Source organism: Alteromonas sp. 4NS20-0143 (genome assembly GCF_057542855.1).
In genome coordinates this window covers 133,139-157,202 of sequence record NZ_BAAJLR010000008.1, presented here as the reverse complement: position 1 = coordinate 157,202, position 24,064 = coordinate 133,139, and the positions used below count along the sequence as shown (strand labels likewise).

Annotated in this window: 19 protein-coding genes; all 19 read right to left on the bottom strand. The window is 40.3% G+C overall.

Annotated features, from left to right (window positions below):
- Positions 1-3 precede the first annotated feature (3 nt).
- The gene (locus tag AC27HD_RS15740; RefSeq protein ID WP_487107006.1) at positions 4-1,107 is read right to left on the bottom strand and encodes a glycosyltransferase; all 1,104 of its coding nucleotides are present in this window, start codon (positions 1,105-1,107) and stop codon (positions 4-6) included.
- Entirely contained in the window at positions 1,104-2,330 is a 1,227-nt protein-coding gene (locus AC27HD_RS15735; RefSeq protein WP_487107004.1) for a hypothetical protein, read from the bottom strand. Before AC27HD_RS15735 ends, AC27HD_RS15740 begins: the two co-directional genes overlap by 4 nt.
- Positions 2,323-4,248, bottom strand: a complete 1,926-nt coding sequence (locus AC27HD_RS15730) for a glycosyltransferase family 4 protein (protein ID WP_487107002.1) — start codon at positions 4,246-4,248, stop codon at positions 2,323-2,325. The genes AC27HD_RS15735 and AC27HD_RS15730 overlap by 8 nt, the downstream gene beginning before the upstream one ends.
- Complete coding sequence (locus AC27HD_RS15725) at positions 4,248-4,718, bottom strand: hypothetical protein (protein WP_487107000.1); 471 nt, start codon at positions 4,716-4,718, stop codon at positions 4,248-4,250. The genes AC27HD_RS15730 and AC27HD_RS15725 overlap by 1 nt, the downstream gene beginning before the upstream one ends.
- Before the next feature lie 328 nt (positions 4,719-5,046).
- Positions 5,047-6,684, bottom strand: a complete 1,638-nt coding sequence (locus AC27HD_RS15720; RefSeq protein WP_487106998.1) for a tetratricopeptide repeat protein — start codon at positions 6,682-6,684, stop codon at positions 5,047-5,049.
- Positions 6,685-6,999: 315 nt separating this feature from the next.
- A complete protein-coding gene (fcl, locus tag AC27HD_RS15715; protein ID WP_487106996.1) occupies positions 7,000-7,956 on the bottom strand; it encodes a GDP-L-fucose synthase in 957 nt (318 codons plus the stop codon).
- A complete protein-coding gene (locus AC27HD_RS15710; protein ID WP_487106994.1) occupies positions 7,953-8,867 on the bottom strand; it encodes a GDP-mannose 4,6-dehydratase in 915 nt (304 codons plus the stop codon). The genes fcl and AC27HD_RS15710 overlap by 4 nt, the downstream gene beginning before the upstream one ends.
- Positions 8,848-9,888: a GDP-mannose 4,6-dehydratase gene (gene gmd / locus AC27HD_RS15705; protein ID WP_487106992.1), complete on the bottom strand. Its 1,041-nt coding sequence runs from the start codon at positions 9,886-9,888 to the stop codon at positions 8,848-8,850. The genes AC27HD_RS15710 and gmd overlap by 20 nt, the downstream gene beginning before the upstream one ends.
- A 13-nt stretch (positions 9,889-9,901) precedes the next feature.
- The gene (locus tag AC27HD_RS15700) at positions 9,902-12,589 is read right to left on the bottom strand and encodes a glycosyltransferase (protein WP_487106991.1); all 2,688 of its coding nucleotides are present in this window, start codon (positions 12,587-12,589) and stop codon (positions 9,902-9,904) included.
- Positions 12,590-12,612: 23 nt separating this feature from the next.
- Positions 12,613-13,368, bottom strand: coding sequence for an SDR family NAD(P)-dependent oxidoreductase (locus AC27HD_RS15695; RefSeq protein WP_487106989.1), 756 nt, complete (start codon positions 13,366-13,368; stop codon positions 12,613-12,615).
- Entirely contained in the window at positions 13,358-14,293 is a 936-nt protein-coding gene (locus tag AC27HD_RS15690; RefSeq protein WP_487106987.1) for a phosphoglycerate dehydrogenase, read from the bottom strand. Before AC27HD_RS15690 ends, AC27HD_RS15695 begins: the two co-directional genes overlap by 11 nt.
- Positions 14,286-14,963 carry an acylneuraminate cytidylyltransferase family protein gene (locus tag AC27HD_RS15685; RefSeq protein ID WP_487106985.1) on the bottom strand — a complete coding sequence of 226 codons (678 nt, stop codon included), beginning with the start codon at positions 14,961-14,963 and terminating at the stop codon, positions 14,286-14,288. The genes AC27HD_RS15690 and AC27HD_RS15685 overlap by 8 nt, the downstream gene beginning before the upstream one ends.
- Positions 14,956-15,864: a glycosyltransferase family 2 protein gene (locus tag AC27HD_RS15680; protein WP_487106983.1), complete on the bottom strand. Its 909-nt coding sequence runs from the start codon at positions 15,862-15,864 to the stop codon at positions 14,956-14,958. The genes AC27HD_RS15685 and AC27HD_RS15680 overlap by 8 nt, the downstream gene beginning before the upstream one ends.
- Entirely contained in the window at positions 15,858-16,718 is an 861-nt protein-coding gene (locus tag AC27HD_RS15675; protein WP_487106981.1) for an SMP-30/gluconolactonase/LRE family protein, read from the bottom strand. Before AC27HD_RS15675 ends, AC27HD_RS15680 begins: the two co-directional genes overlap by 7 nt.
- A gap of 49 nt (positions 16,719-16,767) precedes the next feature.
- Positions 16,768-17,439, bottom strand: a complete 672-nt coding sequence (locus AC27HD_RS15670) for a 6-hydroxymethylpterin diphosphokinase MptE-like protein (RefSeq protein ID WP_487106979.1) — start codon at positions 17,437-17,439, stop codon at positions 16,768-16,770.
- Positions 17,439-18,080, bottom strand: coding sequence for a hypothetical protein (locus AC27HD_RS15665; protein ID WP_487106977.1), 642 nt, complete (start codon positions 18,078-18,080; stop codon positions 17,439-17,441). The genes AC27HD_RS15670 and AC27HD_RS15665 overlap by 1 nt, the downstream gene beginning before the upstream one ends.
- A 60-nt stretch (positions 18,081-18,140) precedes the next feature.
- On the bottom strand, positions 18,141-19,013 hold the full coding sequence (locus tag AC27HD_RS15660) for a hypothetical protein (RefSeq protein ID WP_487106975.1): 873 nt from the start codon (positions 19,011-19,013) through the stop codon (positions 18,141-18,143).
- Between the two features lie 10 nt (positions 19,014-19,023).
- Positions 19,024-20,184 (bottom strand): hypothetical protein, encoded by a 1,161-nt coding sequence (locus tag AC27HD_RS15655; RefSeq protein WP_487106973.1) that lies wholly within the window; start codon positions 20,182-20,184, stop codon positions 19,024-19,026.
- A 6-nt stretch (positions 20,185-20,190) separates the two neighbouring features.
- Positions 20,191-24,048 (bottom strand): coiled-coil domain-containing protein, encoded by a 3,858-nt coding sequence (locus AC27HD_RS15650; RefSeq protein ID WP_487106971.1) that lies wholly within the window; start codon positions 24,046-24,048, stop codon positions 20,191-20,193.
- Between the last annotated feature and the right edge of the window lie 16 nt (positions 24,049-24,064).

The window sequence follows — 24,064 nt, the reverse complement described above, 5'->3', positions numbered from 1 at the left end:
GATTCAACCGAATAAAGTTTTAAAATTACCGATGTGTTCACCATTGTACCGGTCGAAAACATCTTTGGAGTTTTTGAGTAGTAGCTCGTGACGCGCTTTATTTAGCGCGGTCAGATTGTCTACCATGTCAGTAATTGAACTTGCTTTATGGTATGCGTCGTTGCTAGGAATACCCACCATAGCATCTTCGGTCGCTAGTAACGCTTTACCGTAAGACAATGCTTCTAACGACTTAATCTTAAGCCCAGTACCGCCCACCATAGGGTTTATCGCAATATCAATTTGACGATAGAAGTCATCTAAATCATCAACGAGACCTATGATATCAAAAATTTCGTTCATCTCGTTAAATGCTTTACACACGGTACCACCTAACAAAAAGGTGAACTGCTGCATAAGCTCTGGTTTTGCCATTACCTCTTGCTGAAACACCCGTAAGCTTTCCACATTAAACGGGTTTCCAGAGCCGATGTAACCAATAACCACTTTACTGTGTTTTTGCACTACCAAAGGCTGAAACGGCACCACATAGCCCATAACTTCTACGCGCTTGTTGGTAATACCTTCAAAATAGGCTTTTTCTTCATCCTGTATTGCTAAAACAAGGTCTGCTCTATCTAAGGCATAGGCCTCTAACTCTTTTGTGGTGTAGAACCAGACAGGCTCTAACCCTGCTTCTTTCGCTACTATATGGCGGTCGCCAAACACATCGTGGGTATCTATCACTTTTTGTGTGGTATCGGGCAGCACATCTAACACTTTAGAAAACCATACATAATTGGCAACACAGACATCAAAGTTCCATTTCTGACACAGACCGTCTACGTAATCAGACACTCTGTCGTCGTACCAATCGTCTATGTCGAAATACTCACCGAATGAGGGTTCAGCGGCCGGGCCTTCTGGCTGAACAAAGTGAAAATAGTCCCACTGTTGCTCCATAGCTCTGCGCTGTTCATCACTTAGTCCTTCCATACCGAAATACAGAAAATGAACCTGGTAGCCACACAGCTGAAACATTCTGTTTAGCCTGAATATACGCGCGCTATTGCCTTGAAATTGAGGATGTGAGGGAATAGGAGAAACAATAAGTACATGCTTATTCATAGTGGCATTTCTTCCCAGTTAACGGTTAGATCGGAGATTGAAATGCTTAACGTTTTATCTGCCACTTGTATTTTTTGTTCAGTCACAATGAGCAATTCAGCTAAACTACCGTCAGTCTCGGCAAAATAAGGAATATTAACTGTTGCTCCAGCTGAAACAATTTGCGTTGCTTTCAAACGTCCATTAACGAAACAACGAAGGGTTGCTTTTTCTAGCCCCTCAGCAACTGAAAACACATTAAAGGAAAGCGTGTAGTGCCCACTTGCTCGAAGAGGAAGGAAAAGCCTCACGCCATCGTTTCCCAGCCAACGCCAAAAATTAACGCCATCGGTTTCAATTGGGTACAACCCCATATTTAATAGCTTATCTAAATAGTACCATCGCCTTCTGTGCAGTAAATAATCGAGGGTTTGGTGGGCAAGTTTATCGTTAGTTTCTGTTAATACTGGCCATGATTGCTGTGCCAGCATATCCATTGGCAGTTTTGTGCTTACTGGGCCTGCATATTTGCCGACCAATGCTTCAACTGAATGCAAAATGTCACGATTTGATACTAACCAGCAATATGTATCTTCATCCTCAGATTCAAGTGATGCTAACGAGTTTGTTACGCCGTAGTAATTATTGTGCTTACACCACGCCACCATGCTCTCTATGTTTTCTTTGGTAACCACACCACTTAAAAGTGGCCTGTGTCGCTCAACAGTAAACTCGGTAACCTCTAATATCGAGAGTGAAAGCCTGGGTAGCGCTAACCAACTCACATTTACCCTACTACTAAGAAATGTATCTGGAGTGGTAATCGTTAAATGCTGTGAATGTTGTCCTAGCCCTTCAAAACCAGCCTGTACTTTAGGGGAAATTTCTAAGATGGTTGATGTAGCGTCAAAGCATACCGGTTCAACACCCGCTTTTTTACTTGCTTCAAAATAAGACAGTCCGTACTGTTCAAACAAGGTTTTGTTCGCAAGGTACGTTACATTTGCTCCCGCTGCGCTCGCCAAAATAGAAATAATGCTTTGCGGCATTGTGGCTAATACCACCTCACCTAGCTGTGGCAAGCTTCTAAGAAACGCTGATGTTACTAATACATCAACATTAATTTTATGACGGGCTGCCGCTAGCTCTAGTGGTGTCATTGCAGTATTTACCGGGTTGAATACCGTATTATCACTCATATTATTATGAGTGATGCCATTTGTGCTAACCAACGTTTTAGGCATTATCCGCCTCCTCTGCGTCAGTGCTTTTTTCATTGGCATACAACCATTGCAATTCGCTGCTTCCGTTTTGATAGATCTCTGGGTTGCGGTTAATCATCCACGATCGTTTAGTAGCAACAAACACCCAGTATTCATTTAAAGGAGCGATGTCGTTCGTCATCGTAATATCAAGCGGACCCGCAACGGTGTTATCTACCGAAAAGCCTGCTGCCTCGATAAAACGTTTTACGCTGCTTCTATCTAGGGGGTATTCACTGGTAAGTTCATTTGTGGCCTCACTAACGCTGGCGCCTGGGTTAAGCAATGAAACAACGAGCGTACCACCTATATTCAACCGTTTATTTAAATGCGCAAACCACGCGACGGGCGATTGAGCAACATCAGCTAACGACGCATCACACACCACTACCGGATAGGTACGTCCGAGGCTATTGTGTGGCAACTGTGCCGGGCTTAGTTGGGTAATTTGACTGTCTTCATAGCCAAATAGTGATTTAAGCACAAAAGATTGGTGTTGCTGGCTTGCTGTAATACTTAACAGTGACGATTGCGCTATAGGAACTAGATTTGCTTGCCACCACAAACTACTGGTTTCAGGCACGTCCTTTTTAAAAGACTTCGAGGTTTCGCGCCGCCAATTTAATACCTGCTGCTCGGTAAGGTAAAGACGATGCGTATTGTTTAGCGCTTTGGTACTTAGCGTAGTGCAATCGCTTAATTTAGCGGCTTCGCTTAAGTACGCATTAGTGGTGACAGTAATATTATGAGTTCGCTCCACCCACTTCTGAGCATTTTTGCCGAACGTTACGCGGTATTGAGTATCTTCTATTAACCGTTGCAATTGGAGTTGTAAGTTTTCACCGAAGTTTTCATCCCAATTGAGCTTAACCGCACAATCTTCTGGTAACTCCCCAAACGGCCCAATGTTTACCACTACACAACACAAACCCATTCCCATAGCACGAGTTAATGTACCTGAAGACTCTCCACCGGTGGGATAGCGTAAATTAACAATAAAGTCAGACGCCAACATATATTTAAAAAATGCGTCTTCATCTAAGAAACCAGTAACTACAACGTTATCGGTTAACCCACTATCCGCAATGTCTTGATACACATCGTATTCGTGAGGCTTACACTTTCCTGCAAGTACGTATGTGAATTCTACACCTTGTTGTTTTAGCGCTGCCAATGCCGCTAACACCGATTTAATTTGCTTCGCTTTGGCTATAAACCCCATAGACGTAATCACGGGCTTATTGCCTGGCAAACCTAATTCACCACGATATTGCATTTTAAGCTTAGGCTGATATTGGCGCGCGGCAGGTGAAAAGTGGTGAGGCACAATACTCACATTGCTTTGCCCAAGAGCCGCTATCTTGTCGGCGGAATACCTTGAATGCACAAGAATACGCTCTGCGGCTGTAATGATACTCGCATTCATCATCAGTTCGTGAGGCATGAACTTTCCTTTCCACCCGAACTGATGTAATTGCTGACCAATTAGCTTACCTGCCTCACCATAATTATTGGTGAGCGCCAATTCGTAACCCTTTTTATCGCCTTTCGATAAATTAGTTAGGTCGATGAGGTAGTGCAAATTCAAATCATGCACTACAACCAAACCAGGCTTAGAAAGTAATACTGGCAGCATATACTGAGTATCAGGGTTATTGCCAACATGGTAAATATGAGGAACATTCGCAAAATTAGCTTGCTGCCACATGTACTCTTCTAAACGCAGTACTGATACATTTGCCGCAATTCCCGTAGGTTCAGGGTGCTCATTTTCTATGACAACCGTTACCTTAGTGAATCTTAAAAAATAGGGGATCTGCTCAGCAAAATAATCAGCAATACCATTAGGTTTAGGCGGTAGCGGGCAAAACACCACTACCTGAGTTGGCGCATTTGTCATTACTTACCTGATTCTAGCTGCTGCTTTATGTAATCGAACTCACGCTGCATGCGCTCATTTTGAATTGCAAGTAATGCATCCATTCTTCGCTCTACTTCAACAGAAAACTCGCCGAGCATATCGGTAAAGCTACTTCTGAGTGAGATAGGCTCGCCGGTAACGCGCTTACCGTTAATGTAGAGGTGTGCTTCACGTGCCTCAGCAGAAAATGGCAGCATGTCAAGTTGCAATGTAAAACCATGACATCCATTACCCACGCCAGCGGCAACTAAGTCTTCGCGAAGCGTCGCCGCTTTAGTTTTCGCTAAAACCGTATCACCGGTTTTTAACTGTATGTCACATGGTGAAGAGGGGTTTGCTGAATTGACTGCCCAGCCAGAAACCACATCACTTGTTACTGTATCAATGTGATAATTTAGTTCACCTTTGCCCAAGATACGTTTGGCTAAGTTTTTAAGTTTGCGTTTCATCTGTTTTTACATCCAATCCTTTTATTCCAGTAATCATATCGTAGAAACGGCACGTAATCATTATGTAGAATTATCTGCGCAGTATCAGTCACAACACATTTGACTTACGTTTTATCAAGCAAAATACAAACATAGACTTGGCATTGAATGCGATAGTGAGGTCAAGCTGTCCACAGCAGCATTTCGGTTTATGTTTGGCTAATTGATTTTTTGAAATTGTTTTTACTTCCCTGGGGAGCTATCTGCCTTTTGCAATAAAAGTACAATGCGTTACTGCCTTTTATCTGACACTCAAAATACAAAGTTAACACCGAAAGTGAAGACAAATTCAATTTTGAAAATCAATATTTTCTGCTACGTAGTTGGCCATTATATTTTTTCCATACTCTGTAGGATGAAAGTCGTCTAACTCATTTGGAAAAAAACCATTCGCAAGCGCACTACAGATAGCATCATTAAATGTATAAAACCCCACACCCAACTCGGAGCATCTACTCTCTAGCTTGTCTTGTAACGCTTTTTCTAAATCATAAACATTTTTAACCACGTCTAAATCTGACGAAACCTGAATGTCGCCATATTTAATTAACCTCTCATAAACAACCGTTTCACGAGAAGGTATCGATAAAAAGACGGGCGTAAATTTGTGATATTTAGCCATTTCTAAAAACAGGTCAAGTGCCTTAAACACCAAATCAAAACCTAGCTTTGTTGATGCTTTCTGAATATTTATCCTCTCAAAAGCTTCATGAGGGGTGATGTAAAACTTTTGAGAGGATACTTCTACTTTGACACAATCAACTATCCCTTTCTCCGAACCTAGTTCTAATGCTGTTTGCCTCGACACATCCCCTAATCCTTCAATAAATTGAGATTTAGACTCTTTTACACCATTAAATTTTTCTTTAACTACGTTTTGTATATCGCCACAATCCAAGAAATTTTTGTAACCTGAAATTTCCAATTGTCTGTATGTATCCACAGCATTAAAAACGTTATTTGCAAAGTAAAAATTAAACAACACGACTTTGGGCTTTAAAAATAAAACTTCAGAGAGTGACTGTAGATATTGCAAAACACTTTGCCCGCCCATCGATGCATTATAAACCGTTAAGCCATTACCCGATTGAGAAAATAAATAAGGCCAAGTCTTATAGAAAGGAGAATAAAGATCATGAACCATAGAGTTACCAAGAACTACGATATCTGCTGCATCAGGTATGAATTCGTTTTTATACCCTAAAGCGTCATGCAGTTCGTTGTAGGGATTTCCGCGAAAACCACAAAATTTATCAATAACTAATAAGCTAGACCCTTTGAAATTTTTTACCGATTGGCCAAGTCGTTTGTGTAGTAAGCCAATATAATTAACAATTCCATGCTGCTCTATAAAACCAACGTGCGGAAAAATGTTTTCGAGCTTAAAACATTCCAAGTCACTTAACAGAAGAGACGCTTCACTTAGCCTTCCCTTTGTCACTAAATCATGATATCGGCACAAGTTAGTATCTACGATTGCTAGCTCTTCTAAACATTTAATTTTTGAGAGTTTGTCGCTTTCACTTAAAGGGGGTATTCCTATAGCTTTACTAAAGAGAGATATGGCTTCGGCTAGTCGATCAGTATTCTTTAACACAACACCATAACGATAGTTTGCAACAATATTATCAGGTTCACTTCGCAGCAAATCTAACCATACATCTTCAGCATCCTTCCATCTTTCAATCTCCATCAATAAAGATGCTTTCTGAATTAATGCTGATACTTTGTTAATCCCTTTTTCTATGGCAGTGTCAAATAGAAAAATCGCTTCCTCATATCTCTTTAAATGTCTTAGAGCAATCCCTCCGTGAATGTAGCCGACAGCAGCTAGAGGTTCCTCCGCCCTTATCTCTTCCCATAAAGTGTTTGCTTCGAAAAATTTTTTATTTGACTGGAGTTTAAGTGCACTTTCAATCTTATTCATCTGATTTCCCTTCTAAAAACAGCGCGTTAATTAAATGGAAAAACAAACCTTGCGGTTGGCATTACCTACAATAGTTACAGCGCTTGGATTGTAAAATTGGAACACTACAATTTTCTACACATTTCTTTGATATGTAAATTAATCAAGTAAACGGAAAAAAATGTGGAGATAACACGACCTTTAACTCTATCTATCGGATATCAAATACCGCAACCTCAATTTCTAGCTTTAGTAGGTAAATTGTATCCAAACTGCAATTTATTATGCGTACCTTTAAGTAAGAGAGAATTGGCTATTGGAAGAGAAACAAGGGCATTAAGCCCTAAGATTACTCTGATTCATCAGAAACCATTGATAAGTTTCATGCAGACCATCATTAAGACTGTACGAATGTGTCCAACCCAATTTTTTAAGTTTCGAAATATCTAATAGTTTACGTGGCGTTCCATCTGGCTTTGTAGGGTCCCATGAAACATCGCCACCAAAATCGGTTATTTTAGCAATCGTTTCAACCAACTCACGAATGGTGCAGTCTTCACCAGCACCAATATTAATATGACTCTGCATTGGCGATGTGAGAGAGACAAGTTGTGACATCTCCAAGCCCATTATATAAACACATGCAGACGCAAGGTCATCTACAAATAAAAACTCTCGCCTGGGCCTGCCACTTCCCCATGCATTAACTACCGCCTCATTATTGAGAACGGCGTTGTGAAACCTACGTAATAGTGCAGGAATAACGTGCGCATTCTCCATATGAAAGTTATCATTCGGACCATAAAGATTAGTTGGCATCACAGAACGATAATCTCGGCCATATTGGCGGTTATAACTCTCGCAGAGTTTAATACCTGCAATCTTAGCTATTGCATAAGGTTCATTTGTTTCTTCTAGTGAGCCGTTCAAAAGCTCTGACTCTTTAATTGGCTGCGCTGCAAGTTTTGGATAAATACAACTTGAACCCAGAAATAAGAGTTTCTGTACGTCATTTAAATGTGCAGCATGAATAACATTTGCTTCAATCATTAGGTTTTCATAAACAAACTCTGCCGGATACGCATTATTGGCGTAAATACCGCCCACTTTTCCTGCCGCTAAATATACCTCATCAACTTTATTGTTTTTAAAGAATGTAAAGACCTCTTGTTGATTACGGAGATCCAAATTTTCTTTTGGGCAAGTTATAATCTCAGCATCGCACCTTGATAGCTCTCTACATATAGCGCTTCCAGCTAAACCTTTGTGCCCTGCAACAAATATTCTTTTCACGACTCATCTCTGCCCTGAATATACATCTGTTTTACTACATCGAAAATATCAGGACAAATAATTTCCCCCACAATCGACTTTAATTTCGAGTTATCACCCGTTATTTTCTGAATATCATTTTTACGCACAAATTTGGGGTTAATCTTTATTTCCATTTCGTAACCAGCTGAGTTATTCAAAAAGTCAACAAGCTCCCTAATAGCAACGGATCTTCCGCTACAAACATTTACAACGCCAGATGTGTACGATGATGAAGCCAACCTAATGTATGACTCAATAATTAGTTGAACGCTTGAAAAATCTCGCTCAACATCTACGTTCCCCATTTCTATTGAACCAGCCCCTTTCACATAGTGACTTACTAATTTCGGTATAATGAATTCACTGCGTTGACCTACGCCAGTGTAGTTAAATGGGCGAGTTATAATGATATCTAATTTGTTATAATATTGCGCAGTTAAGCTCTCCATTGCAACTTTGCTAATTGCGTAATGATTTAGCGGCTTACATAAATTTGATTCACTAATAACGTCTACGTTTTGCTGCCCGTAAACATTAGCGCTGCTAGACACAAGAACTTTTAAAGACTGATTATTAATGCGTACTAAGGATTCTAAAAGGTTCTCTGTGCCGATGACATTAACGTTGTAGAAGTCCAGCGAATTAGTATGGCCTACAAAAGATATGGCTGCTAAATGGAATACAATGTCCGGCTGAAAGTCGGATACAACTTTGAATAACTTTGCTTTATCAAGTAAATCAACAGAAACCTGGTCATCTCCGTTAGCATTACTTGATTTGAGTTCTAAAACCTTGCTGCCATTTTGTCGTAAAACATTTACAAGGTGGCAGCCGGTGAAACCACCGGCTCCAGTTACAAGAACTCTCTTATTAGAAAGAGAATCCAGCATTGTTTCTCCTCAAGTCTTCTGTAACCATCATTTTGCACAATTCTTCGAGCGACGTTTTAGGCTTCCATCCCAATTCTTCCTCAGCTTTAGCTGGGTCACCGATTAGCAAGTCCACTTCTGATGGGCGATAATATTTAGGATTAATTCTGACAAGCTCCTCACCAGTTTCAACGCAAATTCCTTTTTCGTTTTCGTCTTTCCCTTCCCACCTAATTGAAATACCTACGGCCTTGAAGGACATTGTAACGAAATCTCTTACAGTCTCCGTTCTATTTGTTGCTAAAACATAAGTATCGGGCTTGTCCGCTTGTAACATCAAATACATACCCTCGACGTATTCTTTTGCAAAGCCCCAATCTCGCTTAGCGTCGATATTACCAAGCTCTAATACATCTAACTTCCCGAGTTTAATCTTTGCTACACTGTCCGTTATTTTTCTTGTTACGAATTCTTGTCCACGTAAGGGGGATTCATGATTAAATAAAATACCACTTGTAGCGAAGATTCCGTATGATTCTCTATAATTGATTGTCATCCAATGGGCATAAAGCTTAGCTACGCCATAAGGACTACGAGGGTAAAAGGGCGTCGACTCTCTCTGCGGAATCTCTTGTACTTTTCCGAACATTTCAGAGGTCGAAGCCTGATAGAAACGAATTTTGGGATCGACAATACGAATTGCTTCTAGCAAGTTTACCGGCCCAACCCCCGTTATCTCAGCGGTGGTGATTGGTTGATCAAAAGAAACACCCACGAAACTTTGTGCAGCTAAATTATAAACTTCAGTTGCACCAGTAGTTTGCAGTAGGCGTATAGACGCAGATAAATCGGTAAGGTCGTACTCAATTAGGTTTAAGTTAGGATGCTTGTCAATGCCAAGCTCCTCTATTCGCCAAAAGTTTACTGAACTGGTTCGACGGAATGTAGCATAGACTACATACCCTTTTTCTAGGAGTAACTCAGCCAAGTAAGCTCCATCCTGCCCGGAAATACCTGTTATTATTGCTGTTTTTCCTGTCACCGTAAAATCTCCGTTAATTATTTGATATGTTTAGCATTCGGTCGTAAAAAGCTATCGTTTTCATAACAGTTTTTCCCCAATCATATGAATTTGAAAACCGAATTGCATGCAAACTCAATTGTTCTTGATATGAACTATCAGAAGACAACTTAGAGAGTAATTCACCAATCTCCCTGTTATCTGCATTATTTTGTAGCATCAAGGGCCAATCTTTATATACTTCTGTAAGAGACGTATTTGACAGTAATATACAAGGACAACCACACGCCATCGCTTCAAGCGGCGGCAAACCGAATCCTTCAGACTCAGAAAGATACATCGTTGCGAAGGAGCGGCGATATAAGGCAGCTAGCTCGCTATCAGTACAGTCAGAAACATATTTCACATTGAGTGGAGTGTAACTTGTTGACTGTGCTTTCAAAATATCTTTAAACTTGTCTTTATTCCTCGAAGAGCCGAAGACTATAAGTTTTCGGTGCGAGTCAAATGAAAGCCATTCAATTGCGATACTCAACATTCTTTGGAAACCTTTCCGAGGATCACCTTGGAAAGGTATTGTAAGGACAGCATCATCTTGATGCGTTATGTCAACACCAGAGTAAGACAGCGAAGACTCAGTCGTTTTAAATATTTCATCAACTCCTAAATGAACCACACTACTATTTTTGACTTTCCTACCAGTATAATTTTCGAAATCATTTTGGGAAAAACTAGAGTCAAATATAACACCCGTAGACTCATGATTGACCGAGTTAATTATACGAGGGGTAATCGTATGTGAGGAATCATAAATTTCTTTTTGAGTGACATGAAGGATGTCGTGAATGGTTATCACACTATGACAGTTTGGATATTTATTCTGCACAAAATCAGGATTAACGGGACTATGATAAATATACTTTTGCCCGATTGCTTCTAACTGGCCGAACGCCTTATTAATTTCAAAAACTTCCACATCAAGTTCATTAGCTATTTTTTGAACTATATAGGCGCTTAAACCATGTTCGTTTTTTGAAAACGCTGCTGCACATACGACATTGTATAATCGTGTTCTTCTAATTCCTTGAATCAACGAACGTGCATAGCGGCTTATACCTGAATTCCAAAGGCCACCGTTGGTGAGCCTAGTAACATCAAAAATCACTGTAGGTTTGGCAGGCTCTATCGGGTAGACGTCAACTGCTACTTTTTCCCCCAAAGGCTTTATATTTTCGATTGCATTAATCGCTCCTCGAGCTGGTTTACTTCCTCTAATCGAAGCACTCCCTGCATAGATGTAATCAAAAGCATAACTGCCTGATTTAAAGAAAGTGCTATCCAACCTAGGCAAAAAATTTAGAAACTTAACAACTTTTTCCTTAAATTCAATCCGTCTAAACGCATCATAGAGGCATTTTTCAAGCTTACCATATATCCCTACTTGATAAGTAACGCCTAGACCACACAGTAATCCACCTCCAAACGATACAACAGGCTTCTCTTGGGCAAGCGCTACATACGATACTTTTGTCAAAAAAGTTATTACAACATCTGCTCGTTCTATAAGGAGTTGAAGATCAGCATCGCAAAATATTACATCTGGATGGGTGTCAACCAACCGTTGCCACTCTTTACAGCTAGGGTGTGGCTTAACAACTAGTAGGCCACCGAGATTATTTACATAGGTTTGTAATTCACCAATAGCAACGCTTGGTTCGTCATATAGTGGATAATCTAACTGCCCTTGCTTTGCTTTATTCATCCCCCAACCAGTCCAGATGATATTATCTAGAGGAAGAAAAAACACAGGCTTATCATTGTCAATAACGCCAGGCAACTTCGATCTACTAGCTTCATCGGCTCTGAATCCATAAGGATTTAACTTTAATGTTTCTGCTAATCTCATACCTCTAGGGTCGATTTGTTTTCTTGAGGTAGGTGTTGTTGCTTCGATTAGTCTTCGATTCCTATCAGACTCAGAAAACATTCCTTTACTCTCAAGAATATGAGAGTCTAGCGGCGAACGCTCCATGAAGAAATATTCAATTCCGTAATACTGCGAGGCTTCAAAGGCCATATTATTTGGCCAATCAATCTTATTGGTAGTTATAATACAGCATGGATTAAGCGTTGAAATCAGGTCATCTATATACTTCCCAGTAGAAGAAATACCCTTTGAAATCAGAGGATTATACTTTCCAATCTGCCAGCGACGATGCTCCCAATCAATGTAATGTTCTAATAAATTAGCACTCAACCATTTCGGGCGCTTATATTCGTAAAACTTGGAGTACTTTCTAGCGAGGTCAGCAGCCCTCGCTGGATTAACTATCGTTGGATTGTTTTTAAATGACTCGACTGCCCGGAAGGCTAAATCAACGACAATGAAACCCTCGTGTCCAGCTCTTTCAATAAACTCTTTCCAAAAAGTTAGCTCATGCTTGTGAGCATGCGAAGCATTAACCAATAAAATCAATCTATTTCTTGATAAAATTTGTGTCCCATCACAAATTTTATCAAGTAAATCAATCTCTGAGTGGGCCACGGCATCCAATTGTAATCGATTAGAGCATAGCTCCAACATAAATTTTATTGAATTATTAAATGCTACCCTTTCTTTTGGTGACGTTGAAAGAATTTCTTCATAACAATCACGAGCATCTTCAAATTCTTGCATGCTAAAATGAGAGTACGCTTTATAAATGAGTGACGTCTTTTCCATTATTTATTTTATCCGTATATCTTTTAGTCTGGATCACTCAGACAGCCGTGAATACCGCCCGTTGCATTTATACATGCACCATGAATAAAAGAAGCTCGGTCAGAACATAAAAATACCGCTAATTGCGCAACTTCTTCTGGTGTAGCTATTCTCGCAATCGGATGAAACGCCTCTAGCATTTTGTATTGTTCTTCCTTACCCTCGAAGCCCGCTTTCAACATATCGGTGCTTACCGCCGCAGGCTCGATAGCATTAACACGAACTGCATTACCAAGGTCAACTGCAAGATTCCTTGTCAAGGAACTAAGTGCGCCTTTTGATGTTGCATAGGAAACGAAGTTACGTTTGGTCTGTAATGCATGTATGCTGCTGATATTTACAACAGCGCCTCGGTTCAATTTTAGTGAGTCTAGAAATAACTGAGTCATAAAAAAAGGCGCTGATAAATTGACATTCAAGCTTGTTTGCCACGCCTGCCTCGTTATTTCCTTCGTATTACCAAGTATTTGTATAGCAGCGTTATTTACCAAATAATGCAAACCGCAATTGGAAGTAATTTCTGCTACTTTCGCTGCTAATATTTCTGCATATTCAACATCTATTACTATTCTTTCTAGATCTATCTGCAAGTTTACAACTTCATTCGCGGTAATTTCAGATTCGGTGATGTCAGTAGCAATTACTGAATACCCTTCCTCGCTAAAAGCTTTTACGATAGCTTTCCCGATACCGCCATTAGCACCCGTTACAAGTGCCCACCTTTTTTTATTACTTTCCACTAAGAAAGCCCGCCATCTTTTCGAGCGCTTTCAATGTAGCTCGCTCTACACCTTCAACGGTATTTGAACCATTGTGCGAGCCAAATATGCATTGCGACATCGCTCTAAGCGGTGATGCCATAGGTAACGGCTCCTCTTCAAAAACATCTAGCGCCGCTGCCGCTATATGGCCTGAGGTTAAAGCGTTAATGAGCGCGGCCTCATCTATTAGCGGCCCTCTTGCCACATTCACAACACGGCTTCCAAGCTTCATTAAACTGAGAGTTTCTTCATTCAACATATGATGATTGTGCTGATTAAGTGCACAAGTAAAAATCAAGAAGTCACATTCATTGAGGCCATCTGGAAATGATGCCCTTTTAACAAATTCAAACCCCTGATTGCCTTCTATACCCGGGTCGTAAGCAGTTACCGTAACGTCAAATCCACTAAGGCGTTTAATTAAATTTCGCCCTATATCACCAAACCCGACGACACCAATGTGCTTACCAGAAATGCTCATGCCGGCAGGCTTTGGCCAACCGCCCTCGCGTACGCCTCTATCTATAAAATACGTTTGCCGTGCTAGACCTAACATCAGCGCCATGCCGACATCTGCAACTTCACCACCAAACATATTAGGGGTGTTTGTTATTGGAATTCCGAGATCTTTACAGGCCACAAAATCGACATTATCAACACCAATACCCCATTTAACTGCAGCTTTTAACTTTCCATCTACACCAGCCTGAAAGACCCTTTTTGTAGCGGGATCATCGCCGATAATCCAACCATCAAAGCTTGGCAACAGTTCTATAAGCTCTTCCTCTGACAAAACCTGGGTTGTTTGAGCAGGAACCAGTTCAAGCCCTAATAGCTTGGCAGGTTCAACAAATTTATGAAATTGGCCCAGCATTGGAGGGCAAGTTACTAAAACTTTATGCATCTTTTTTCCTATATTCAGCCAACGCCGCAACCATTTCCCAATCATGAGGCTCGTCTATATCTAACGATTCCAATGGTGGTGTAACCATCATCAAAGGAGTTTCACCAATTCTTGCATTTGTTTTTAAGAACGAGTCTTTCGTAAAATAGAACAAACAAGAATTTTCTTCGAACCATGGCTCAAGATCTTGGGTGCGTATTAAATTGTCCGGGTCATGATTCACCGCACTACAGTCTTCTTTGTAAAATCGTGTTTGTACTTTATTTACCGTAAACAGCGAGTCGTTCGATGGCGCATCATGAAACGTTTCTAACCCTTGGTTTATCGTTTTTGCTGAAATCAAGGGGTTTGTAGTGTGTGTCATTATATAGGTATCAGCTGGCACAGCCTCTATATCATCGGCAAGAATCAGATTCATGGATACTAAATCTCCACAAAGCTCTTCTTTTCGGTCTCTTATAATCACTCGATCGGTTTCGACCAAACCGTTTTCTTCTAAAATGTGTCGCGCATCTGTGTTAATGACCACTTTATCAATCGCAGGTACAGCTAACAACTCGTCTAAAATCCATTTAAATAGAGGTTTGCCTGCCAATTCACGAAAATTTTTGCCTTTTACTCGCTCACTGTTTGCCTTCATCGGCAGTAAGGCGATAACTTTTTTAGTCATATTTTGAATCCCTTTCTGTATCTAGCGGATAGAAATACTGCTTTTTCATTTTTGTCGATAGCTTTCTGTGTTCATGATTACCGCGATAAGTACCCCAATAATGATAAAATCTAAACATCAAAATCTCACCAAGTTTTTTTAGTAACATTTTATCGCGAATTGCCGATGCACTGTCTGCCATAACGCCAGAAATAAAATACCTGATGAAATCAGAGAAAGAGAACTGTACTTCAGGCATTATACGCTGCAGCGCATACGCCTCTCGTTCATATCGTATCTTAACTTGGTTCCAAGTCTCGTCATGGATATGAAATACAGGTGCGGTAGCAACATAACCGACTTTTTTACCTGCATCGACAAGAAGCTTAGCAAGGTACATGTCTTCTAAACCCGTCAACTCTTCGTTAAATTTGAATAACTCCCACGCTTTTCGAGTTACTGCCGCGTTTGCGTTATTACAAAAAAAACCCTCTTGGGGAATTTTGGAATATTCGGGAAACCACTTTTCAAAGTGACGATCTTCAGAATACTTCGTTGTGTCACGTCCCATTTGCCGACCGTAAGAATAATCGACTATGCCATCTATCATGGGCTTGCAAAGCTCATCTAACCAAGAGTCACTCGCGGGAATACAGTGGCCACTAACGAAAACTAAAAAGTCACCATTTGCAAACTCGCACCCCATATTGAGTGAACGACCAAAGGTAAATTCAGACTTTTTGATGTGCGTAATTCTGCACTTATGCGATTTGGCGATTTCTAGCGTTGCATCAGTAGAACCAGAGTCTATGATAACGACTTCGCAATCTACAACACTATTTTTTTGTGCGGAAATGGCTTTTAGAAGCTCATTTAGGTAACGTTCTTCGTTATACGTTCTTATTACTACACTTGCTAACATTTTATTTCTTCAAACTTAAAAACGGGTAGCTTCTTACCCTTAACGTCCATATTTAACGAGATAATTGTGCCTGATTCAGGATATGATTTCAATTGGTTCGAGGACATACCTTCAGTGGCTGTGGTAATGAGAAGCTCATCCATATTCTCACCGCCAAATGCACAAGAAGTAGGCTGTAACGCTTTCAGTTTAATCGACTTCAGCAACGCTCCTTCGCTCGAATATTGATTTACAACAGCCGCCCCCCAAATCGCAAGCCACACGTTGCCATCTTCATCTAGCGCCCCTCCATCTGGGGTACCTTCAGTAGCGCTTAAATCTAACCATACTTTCCTGTTTTTCCAATCCAAAGTACCATTTTCAAGTAACTCTATCTTAAACGTTTTTTGTAAGTATGAATCTGTAATAAGCAAGTTAGTGCTGTCTAGCCAAATAAACGAATTGGGTATGCCAATATCTTCACCTTGAACTAATAAAGTACCTTCAGCGTCTACTGAATATACCTTTCCGTTTAAGCCGCTTGGGTGCTTTTCCATGGTTCCGAACCAGTATTTGTCATCAGGACCAACAGAACCGTCGTTGGTTCGCATTGTAGTAGGCTGCCCTATGGTGCAAATTATTTCGTCATGCTTAAAATTTTTACAGGTATGGAACACTTTATTCTCTTGGCTCACTAAAAATCCCGTTTGAGCGCAAACTAAATTAGACACATAATTGCTATTACGCTGTGAAATTATATTGTTATTCGCGGCTCGCTTGTGAATTTTGTCGCCAATAATATCCACAAAGTACCAAGCTAATTCATTTTGTTGCCATACAGGGCTTTCCCCTAAAATAAAGCGCTCTTTTTGCATTATTTTGTCTCTAGTTGAATGCGCTAAACGCACCTTTATGTGAACTTTATCAACTTCTGAATAATTGTTCGTAATTCATTTTTTTAAAAACAGTACACGCCCCATCGACGGTTGCGTCTATTATTTCTCTACCGTGTTGTTCGAATACCGATTTCGCAATTTTGTAGTAGCGCTCAGAATTGACTAAATCGGGGTTATCCCATTTATGACCTTTGAAATAGCCTGTTGTAAAGTGATTGAGATCATCGCCAATGTGAAGCTTCTCTTCATTGGGCTTTCCCTCATAGTTGAAACGGTGGTCCATACCAATAATAACAACTTGACTAAAACCGAGGTAAAAAGCTATTTGTAGTGCTGCGTAAGTTACGGTGTATCCCTCTTGAACCCCTTCACTTAGATCGAATGAAAAGTCATTAGTATATCTGCTTGTCTTTAGAATATTAGTCAAAGCATTTTGCGAAAAAAGACCAGGGCACCTATCACTGAGAAATTTAACACTTGTTAATTCTTTAATCTCCGATGAAGACTGGGTGAGTACTTTTTGATTTACCGCAACATAATACTTTGAATAAAATCTAAACTTTTTAAAACCTAGATAGATTTTATTCAGGCCAATTGAAGTTTCTTTTTTAACGAAGTCCAAATTCATGGAGTTCAACGATGGCCCATTGCAGATAAGAACACAACGTTCGCCGACATGTCTGTTTCTCAAATGTTTCATTATAAATCGTAACCATTATCCGTTAACCACTTATAACTATTTCTTTCTATCTCGATAATATCTCGTGTCGTTAACGTTTCAGTGAAACTAAGCTTCCTTTCAGGGTCTGTTATATGTTCGGGGCTTAGCAATGTCTCTTTGTAATTATCAGTGGGTAAATTCTGTATTTGGTTAAACACCGCAGGGATGTCAACACCATCGATTTTTAAGAAATTCAGCAATTTACTTATAGATTCTTCCGGCCGACGAAGAAAAGTTTCATAAGAAAATTCATAGTCACTCTTTTGTGACCAGTACTCATGCAATAACTTGTTATATTTAGCGTATTCTACAGCACTACCTAACTGCTCTAATATATTAAAGTTTCGCCGTGTTGCTGATGCTACAGTTTCCCGAAGGTCTCTTTTCGTGGTGATTACTACATCTGCAATACTAAGAATATCATCTCTGGGCTCATGAGTTTTAATAAGTAGTTGTTCAGATTCGCTTTCTTCAATCGACAGTAAATCTAACCTTTCTGAATAACCAGAAGCTAAAACTACGCCTATTTGCTCTAGAGACAAACGAAGTATATTGAACAATGCAGTAGAGCCGGAATGCCTCATTCCGGCAACAAGTAATACTTTTTTAGAATTAATCACATCGCACCACAAAAGAATAGGGGCAGAAACCAAAAACCATAAACCGATTAGATTCAATTATCATTTTCGATCCGCTTGGTTTGCTTGATTTAATAATCGATAATATTTTCGTTGCATTTTCAGTTCTCTTTGCAAAAGTAATGAAGTTTCTTTCTTCATTTGCTCTATAGACTGTTGTTTCAATGAGCATCTCTTCAATAGTTCCTGGTTTTCGTTTTGCAATCTTTCTATATCGCTAGTTATAGTCTTATAGTCATTAGAAAGCTCTTGGATTTTCTTTTTATGTTCGGCATTCTCTTCAATCAATGCCACTTTCTCACTGTCCTTACAAAACAATAATATTGTATCATTACCACTGTTCAATTTTCTTTCTAGTGTAAATCCTGATAACTTCGGCATTTCATCAACACATTCGTAATAACCATTTTGTGGCAAAATAACGGCAAGTGTTTGGAACAGAGAATGTAGCTCACACGACGCATTCGCTAAAACCTTTTTCTCACTTCCCCGCAAATTCATAATAAGTACATTGTGACCAAAGGAAGTTAGCGGAAGTGCATTCAATAAGGTACTGAAACGCTTACCGTCACACTTTTTGCGCTCAACCAATTTTAAATTTACATTTTTTGATAATAGATTTTTTGGTGGGCAAGTTGAATTAAAGCGTGGATTATTAAACATGTAAGCAAATTCATCTTCACCAGTATCAGAAATAACCCAATCATTGAAAGCCTTAACATTATCTAGCTTTTTTATTTTATTCTTTAGAGATTTATAAAAACCAAACTCTGGCTCAAATATAAAAATATCATTTTCTGTTTTCTCTATGAGCTCTGCTAAGTGCCCACTTGCCCCGACACCCAAATAAACTAGATTGTCAAATCGTGCTGTAGAAGTACCAAGAAAATCAAGTTTTGTTATATTCGAACACATAGTAGCTCACTTATTTTTGTAACCATGAATATAAATTTTCAAACATCGCGTTTTTGTAATTATTATCGGCGGAGTGATTAGTATCTTTATGCGCTAACGCGAGTAATGAGTGGTCGATTACATATTGATGATTTAAGCGGGCAGCTTCTCTGTCAAGCCAACAGCTATCGGATATTATTATAGGAATATCGAAAAAGCACGCTAGCCATAACAAGCCGGAACTTTTATTTGCATATACCTTGGTATCATAAGTGCATGTAATTTGAGTGATGGATGATAACTTGTTAACTAGCTCGCTCGTAGACCAAAAAGTTTCGCATACCTCGATATTACTGTACTTAGTTGCGAGGCTTAAAATTTCATCTTTGGCGCGATAGAGTTCTAATGAATCCCAAGCGATAGTAAACTGTATAGTTATTTTTAGGCTAGGCCCATGTTGTTTTATTAAGTTGCTTGCGACTTCAGGTACATCAAGGAATCCCTTACTTTTTTTGGCGTCGCCCATATAAAGAAGAATATGTGTACTTGGGATCTCGTGAAATTTAAAACCCCTAAGATCAGACCAAGGTAACAAGTAGCATGGGTGCAATGCTTTGGTCGACACTTCCAACCACTCAAAATAGTCCGCTGTTTCTTGCTCAGTCGCAAACAGTTCAACCGTTTTTAAGGACGACAATGAATTAAATGCCATCCTATAAAACGGGTTCATTGTCGACTGCTGACCGCCATCCGGCGTGAACATGCAGCACACTTTATGTTTTATTTTGATAACCGAAGAGTCGAAAATCTTTATTGCCAGCCATAGCGCCAATGCATGCTCCCAATTTAAACAGGGATAGAAGCAAACAATTTCACTATTTTTCGCACTATATCTTATAGACTGTAAAACAGAGAGGTATTCACTCGCAAGCCTTCTAATATAGTTTTGGCAACCTGCTATTCTTAGTTTTTCCCCGCTGTCATAATATTCATAAAAATAACTTTCAAAGTGCTTGAATATAGACACTCCACTTTCTTGCGCTTTATTTTCAAAAGACTTATCTAAGTCTTTATGTGCGAAAAAAAAGTATTTTTCAGGTTTCTGAACAGAACTGATGATAGTTTCCAGCAAGGCAGCATGATGGCCGCCAGCTTCCATCATGCCAGGGTCGATAACAAATATTTGTTTCATTAACCGTTACTTTTCGTTTTTACGGTTCAGGATATTTTTCCACAGCAGCTTTACCAGTTCGTCTACGTTGGCGGATTCGCTAATCTCATCTGGTAAGGTTTTATATACCGATACTGCCCATAATAACTCTTCATTTTCTTGTTCATTTTTTAACGCTTCTAAAGTTTCCGCCGGTATTTTTACGCAGGGGCCGTAATCGTCTTCACCAAAAAATTCTGAACTGCTATAAATTACGTTGCTAGTGCCATCTCGTAGCTCAAGATATACCTCTGCATCGAAGGTATCGGGATTTACGTTTTCAGCACGTAGCTTTATTTTTGTTTCGTTACCTTCTTGTAAGAACACAATGTGTTGATAGCTTCCAGCGCTTACTACTTCGTCGCATGTAAGAGCTTCTGATATACTAGTAGTAGGGCTTTCGGATTCACTATGCAATTCTACTTTTTCTTTTGCAGTGAAAAGTAAGGTAGCTACTGCCGATATCCATTCGTTTTTGTTCCGCTGCATATCTTTATCAGTGCTGTGCAGCTTTTCTAGAATACTTGGTAAGTTGCTTACTAGGTGGGTAATTAACTGAATATCATGCACAGTAAAATCGGCTAATGCGCTCAGGTTGTCAATTCGCACATTCAATTTAGGGCCGTATTCATCAGCATCTTCTGGCGGCCATGCCATAAGGGGCGCACTGCCATCGTCTAGCTCTCTAAACTCCATACTAAGCGCGTTACTAAACTCGCCATTATCCGCCGCGCCTACTGCATTGGCGGAAAGTTTAAGTTCTAGGCTATTGCGCCATACATTCCCTAATAACACGCCGGTAAATACCAGCCATAAATGCTCGTAACCGTCGGCAACATATTCTTCACGCAAGTGCACGCTATCGAAGCTTAACCAATTAGGTAGGCTGTCTACATGCTGCGAAAAGGCCAATGATGCTTTACGCCACTCACGCCAGCTTTCTGGGGTTACATTTACAGCAGTTTCGATATTGTTGTTTTGCAACTGCAACGCTATGGCGTTAACGCATCCCATTATAAGCAAACGCTCTGACGCATTAATACGTTCTACTGTTTTTTGCTGTTGGGCTTGAGCACTCTCTGGCGCGCTTAAAAAGTAACGCAAGTAAGGGCCATATTCGTCGGTTGCATCTTCATGCTCTCTGAACAGGCCTTCGTTGTCTTGGGCTCTAAACTCAATACCCACATTATTAGAAAGCATTATCAGCTTTGCATGTATATTTTCTACTACATTACCCGTTGGGAATACCACGTTGTGAAGGCATAAATGAATGTCTTTATAATCGCCTTCGGCGTATTGCCCAGTAACTGATACGCCTTGCGCTGTTACTTTATCAAAAACTTTAGTTTGAATTTTATTACTGCTCATAGTGCTATGTGTTAGTCCTTTATTTAACGAACGCTCGCTTTCTTGTAGTGCAAGGTAGTAGTGTTCTAACTCTTCTTGAAGCTGTGATATTTGCAGCGAGGCAAGCTCTAGCTCCAACTCCGACTGCTGTAATTTATTTTCGCTTTCCACGTCACTCGTTACCTTACTGGCTTGCGCTTGTTGTAATTGTTGTAACTCATTTGCTAAGGCTGTTTTGTCGGTCACTGCCTTTTCTAACTCATTCTGAATAAGTGCCATTTGTTTATTCAGCAATGCGTTCTCGTCTTTTAAGCTGGCCGACGCTATTAGCTGGGCAGCTTGGGCTTCAAAAGTAGCGTTATCCTCGCGCTGTTTGGCCTTTAACACTTCAAGCTCACTAAAGGTAGTTTCTAGCTCTTCTTGCAACTGGGTAATTTGTAGCGCGGAAAGCTCAATTTCTTCGTTTGCTGCTGCTAGTTTTTTCTCTGCGGCTACTTGCTTGTCTTTCGATGAGTTTAGTGCAGTTTCTGTTTCTGCTAATTTACTCGCTTTTTGCGAGGTAACTTCTAGCTCTTCTTGCAGTTTTGTAATTTGCAGTGCAGATAGCGCAGCTTCTTCGTTCGCTGCTGCTAGTTTTTTCTCTGCGGCTGCTTGCTTTTCTTTCGATGCATTTAGTGCGGTTTCTTTTTCTGCTAATTTGCTCGCTTTTTGCGAGGTAGCTTCTAGCTCTTCTTGCAGCTGGGCAATTTGCAGCGCAGAAAGCTTAAGTTCTTCGTTTGCTGCTGCTAGTTTTTTCTCTGCGGTTGCTTGCTTTTCTTTCGATGCGTTTAGTGCGGTTTCTGTTTCTGCTAATTTGCTCGCTTTTTTAGAGGCAGCTTCTCGCTCTTCTTGCAGCTGGGTAATTTGTACTGCGGAAAGCTCAAGCTCTTCGTTCGCTGCTGCTAGTTTTTTCTCTGCTGTTGCTTGCTTTTCTTTCGATGCGTTTAGTGCGGTTTCTGTTTCCGCTAATTTGCTCGCTTTTTTAGAGGCAGCTTCTAGCTCTTCTTGCAGCTGGGTAATTTGTAATTGCGCTAGTTCGGAATCTTGTTTCACAGTTGTAAGTTCACTGTGAATAGCCTTATTTTTTTGTTCAAGATCGGCCGCAGCTTGAATTTGCTTTTCTAACTCGGCATTTAATGTATTTACTTTTTCTTCCGATGCAGCATTTTTCTCAGCTAGCGCACTACATTCTTCGTTTTTCTTTGTTAAATTTGCGTTTGCTGTATTTAGTTCATTTGCTGTTTCGACAGCTTTTTCATTTAGCTGTGCCAGTTCGCTTTCTTTTGCCGACACCTGTTGTTTTGCAGTGTTTAGTGCTTGAGCTTGCTCATCTAACTCGGCGTTTAATGCATTTACTTTCTCTTCCGACTCGGCGTTTTTCTCAGCTAGCGCACTATATTCTTCGTTTTTCTTTGTTAAATTTGCGTTTGCTGCATCTAGCTTATTTGCTGTTTCGGCAGTTTTTTCATTTAGCTGTACCAGCTCGCTTTCTTTTGCTGACACCTGCTGTTTTGCAGCGTTTAGTGCATGCTTCCGTTCTTCTAATTCACTTTGTACTTGTTGTGTTTGCTGCTGGGCATTCTGTAGTGATGCCTTTAATTTATTGACTTGCTCAGTATGGGCAGCAGATGCTTTTTGCTCTTCTTCTAGCTGTTTAGAAAGCCGAGCACTTGCTTCATTTTGCTGAGTTAGTACCTCTTCTTTTGTGGCTAAGGCGTTTTTTACATTGGCGATGTCATTGCGCAATGCTGTGAGTTGCTCTTGGTTTTGTTTGAGGTTTCTTCCAGCTTGCGCCAGTACATTACTTTTATGCTTGAAGGTTTCAGAGTCTGGGCTTAGGTGCACTGCAAAATCGCCAAATAGCTGACCTACAGACAATGCATTGTCGTACAGTTCGTAAAGCTCGTCTTTGTCTACTAGTGCGGCTGCGGCTGATAATGAAAAAGTTTGTTGAACGATGTCTGGGGCGGGCGTAGCGATTTCTTCCGATTCTTTATCAAAAATAGTTTGCAAAAATACAGCTGGGTGCGCCATTACGTCGTCGAGTGAACACAGGGCTATTGCGTTGCTTTCATTGCTATTTGCACTGCTATTTTCAAACACGTTGATTGCCTGCTGCAGCCCGCTTTCCCATTGTTTAAGTGCATGCTCAACATTAGGTGAATCGGTATTCGCTCGTAGGTACTGAGTTAAATACACATCGGGCGAGCTGTACACCAGTAGTGTTTTTGCATCGTTAAAGGCTTTTACTTGCTGGTAAACGTGGTTAGCAGTTTGAACAAACACGCATTCCGCTTGCTTATCTTGCTCTGGAAGTTGATTGGTTAACGCGTTGAGGTTTTGCAGGTACGCTGCATCGTTTATGGTTAGGGTAGCGTTGGTAACACCGCTATGATTAACCAAAGCCTTTATAGGCTGCAGTGAAAGCTCTCCAACAGATATAATAACTGCGCGCGGCATGATGTCTCCTGATACT